Origin of the sequence: Flavobacterium sp. (genome assembly GCF_044373165.1) — a bacterium.
In the GTDB taxonomy this organism is placed as follows: Bacteria; Bacteroidota; Bacteroidia; order Flavobacteriales; family Flavobacteriaceae; genus Flavobacterium.
In genome coordinates this window covers 1-3,477 of the sequence record NZ_JBILQL010000128.1, presented here as the reverse complement: position 1 = coordinate 3,477, position 3,477 = coordinate 1, and the positions used below count along the sequence as shown (strand labels likewise).

Here is a 3,477-nt window from a genome sequence, read left to right as displayed (position 1 = left end):
TGTTTTTGGCTTTGAGCTCTTGTCGCACTTTAAATTCGGGCGCACCCATGGCTATGCCGAGGGCTTTGGCTTCATCGCTTCGGGAAATGATACAACCGTCGTTATTAGACAAAATCACTATAGGTTTCCCAACCAAATGCGGCTGAAAAACGCGTTCGCACGAGGCATAGAAATTATTGCAATCGACTAAAGCATACATGGTATAAAATTAAGGATTTTGTAGCGTAACAAAAGTTAATTTTAGCGATTGTTGATAACAAAAAAACCACCAAAATTGCTCTTGATGGTTTCTGTATTTTTAAAATGGAACTTTTTTAGTTCAATAAATTGGTTACTAATGAAGGATGAAGTCCTATTAAGATATTTAGTAAAATAGACACTACGGCTACAAAGTAATAGACAAACGGAACGGCTTGTTTTTCGGCTGAAGCTTCTTTGGTGTACATGGCCAAAATCAATTTAAAATAATAACCCACACTGATAATAGAGTTGATAACCCCTACAATCACCAAGAACAAATAGCCCGCTTTAATCGTATCACTGAATAACATAAACTTAGCAAAGAAACCTGAGAAAATAGGAATTCCCGCCATAGACAATAAGGACGCGGTTAAAACGGCCGCCATCAATGGATTGGTTTTGCCTAACCCATTGAAGTTAGTGGTCAACTCGTTGCCTTTGTCACGCGTTACCGCAATAATTACCGCAAAAGAAGCTATACCGGCTAAAGCATAAGCCGCGGTGTAATATAAAAGTGTACTTGCCGCTGTTGTTAAACTTAAAATGGCCATTAACATAAATCCGGCGTGTGAAATACCCGAGAAGGCTAACATGCGTTTTACATTGTCCTGACGCAAGGCCATGATATTTCCGATAGTCATAGACAAGATAGAAACCACTACAATTACCATTTCAAAGGTCGGCATCAACGAGGTAGTCATACCGCTCAATAGTTTGTACAGTGTTGCCATAGCTACTACTTTGGCTAAAGTACTCATGGTAGCGGTGGTTATCGATGGTGAACCTTCGTAAACATCCGGAGCCCAAAAATGGAAAGGCGCCGCGGCAATTTTGAACAACATGCCAATAATCATCAATACTACTCCGATAGGAAACCAAACCGGAATGCCGGCACCGGAAGACAAGTCTTTGATTTCGGCTATATTGAAATAACCGGTAGCACCGTAAATCAAACAAATACCGAATAAGATGATTCCCGAGGCAAACGAACCCAATAAGAAATATTTCATTCCGGCTTCGTTGCTCTTGATGTCTAATCTTTTGCTCGCAGCTAAAATGTATAAGGAAATCGACAATACTTCAATCCCTAAGAAAAACATCGCCAAATTGCTAAAGGAAACCATCGCAACAGCTCCGGCCAAAAGGAATACTTTGATGGCAATAAAGTCGGATATCTTGGTTTGGTGTTCTTTGTAGAAATCACCACTAAGAGCGATTAAGAAAATAGTCAGCACTATGAACAAAGAGTTGAAAGCGTTCGAAAATTGATCAACGGCTATCATGCTCGCATAGTTGGCATCGATGCTCGGATCGATTGCCCAAAGATTCAAAGAGATTCCTAAAATGGCAAGTAAACCTATGACAGTAACCGGAACCAGTAGTTTTCTTAAATTGAAGATTTCTGCCAACAGACAAAAAACACCTAATGATACTATTGTTATTAATACTTGCATTTTATTATTTATTAATTACGGCTAAAATTTCATTCAAACTCGGCGTCACCAAATCTACTATCGGTTTCGGATACAACCCGAAGAACAGTAAGAACGCTATAATCGCTACAAAAGTAATGGCTTCGTTAGTTGTTACTTCTGCAAATACTTTGGTATTGGTTTCACCCAACATTACGTTTTGGAACATCTTCAACATATAGTAAGCACCCAAAATAATCGTGGTTCCGCCTAAAACAGCATACCAAAGATTCACCTGACTCAAACTGTACAATACGGTAAATTCTCCCACGAAGTTAAATGTTCCCGGTAATGCCACAGAGGCTAAAACCAAAATCATAAACATAGAAGTGAATTTCGGGGTTTGTGAACGAATCCCGCCTAAATCGGCAATCGTTCTGGTTTCATATCTTCTGAAAATTACTTCAGCAGCGAAGAACAAGCCCACAATAACAAAACCATGCGCTATCATCTGAGAAACTGCACCACTTAATCCGTCAAGGGTTAAAGTGTAACAACCGGCGGCAATCAAACCAACGTGTGCTAACGACGAATAAGCTAATAATTTCTTTAAATCTTTTTGACGTAAAGCTACAATTGAACCATAAATCACACCCGCAATACTCAATCCGATTAACACCGGCATATAGGTTTTAGCAGCGCTCGGCGCGATAGGTAATTGCCAACGGATAACGCTGTACAATCCCATTTTCAACATGATACCGGATAAAAGCATGGTTCCTACGGTTGGCGCTTTTTGGTACACTTTAGCCTGCCAAGTATGGAAAGGAATAATCGGAATTTTGATGGCATACGCTAAGAAGAAAGCGAAGAAAATCCAACATTCTTCTGTAGTAGTTAAGTCTAATTTGTATAAATCTTCTAAAATAAAACTGCCTGCTTTTGAATACAAATACGCGAAAGCAATCAACATAAATAAAGAACCTCCCAACGTGTAGATGAAGAATTTCACCACCGCTTTTTTGCGCTCTTCGGCATCACCGTTACCCCAAATTAAGGCGATAAAGTATATCGGAATCAAAGCCAACTCCCAGAAGATATAGTATAACAATCCGTCAGCAGCTAGGAATGTTCCGACCATGGCAAATGACATGAACAACACTAAAGCGTAGAAGTTTTTACTGTTGTTAAAACTGTTGCCAAAAGAAGAAAACACAATCAAAGGCGTTAAAGCCGTAGTCAATAAAACCATCGCCATCGATAAGCCGTCGGCTTTGAAGGCTAAGGCTACTTTCGGACTACTCATCCATTCGCCTATATAACTGATATTGTCGCCTTGGCTCATTAAGTTCAACAAATACAACGACAAACCTAAAGCACCTAAGCTGAACACCAGTGCCACTTTAGAAGCTAATTTATTTCCGGCGAAAAACGTAGCAATCGAACCAATCAGCAGTAATAATAATATAGTAGTTACATCCATTGTGTAAAAATTATTGAGCGATAAATAAATAAGTGATGATGGCACAAATACCGATTACAAAAACGAAAAGATACAATCCGATGTTTCCGTTGTGTAACTTCTTGCCTTGTGTTCCAATGCCGTTAGCCAAAGTCCCGAAACTGAAAACCACTTTGCCTAAAGCAGGTTCCAAGGTTGTTCTAAAGAAATTAGCCAATCCGTTGAGTGGTTTCACAATTAAGAATGTGTAAAATTCGTCCACATAATATTTGTTGTAAACCGTTTTGTTGAAGCCGCTGATATCCGCATCTTCTTTCGGTACAAAGCCACCTTTGATGTATTTGGCATTCGCCCAAATAATCC

General features: G+C 39.4%; 2 protein-coding genes and 2 pseudogenes. All 4 read right to left on the bottom strand.

Translation table 11 applies throughout. The features are described from left to right. A pseudogene (locus ACIQ32_RS11490) lies at positions 1-199 on the bottom strand (SOS mutagenesis and repair protein UmuC); the annotation flags it as partial. A 115-nt stretch (positions 200-314) separates the two neighbouring features. Next, positions 315-1,694 carry an NADH-quinone oxidoreductase subunit N gene (locus ACIQ32_RS11485; protein WP_396195828.1) on the bottom strand — a complete coding sequence of 460 codons (1,380 nt, stop codon included), beginning with the start codon at positions 1,692-1,694 and terminating at the stop codon, positions 315-317. Between the two features lie 4 nt (positions 1,695-1,698). Further along, entirely contained in the window at positions 1,699-3,135 is a 1,437-nt protein-coding gene (locus ACIQ32_RS11480) for a NuoM family protein (RefSeq protein ID WP_396195827.1), read from the bottom strand. Positions 3,136-3,145: 10 nt separating this feature from the next. Beyond that, positions 3,146-3,477: pseudogene (locus ACIQ32_RS11475) on the bottom strand (NADH-quinone oxidoreductase subunit L); the annotation flags it as partial.

Coding starts and splice junctions, on each gene's coding strand:
- ACIQ32_RS11485 (WP_396195828.1), bottom strand. CDS start 1,694: ATGCAAGTATTAATAACAATAGTATCATTAGGTGTTTTTTGTCTGTTG.
- ACIQ32_RS11480 (WP_396195827.1), bottom strand. CDS start 3,135: ATGGATGTAACTACTATATTATTATTACTGCTGATTGGTTCGATTGCT.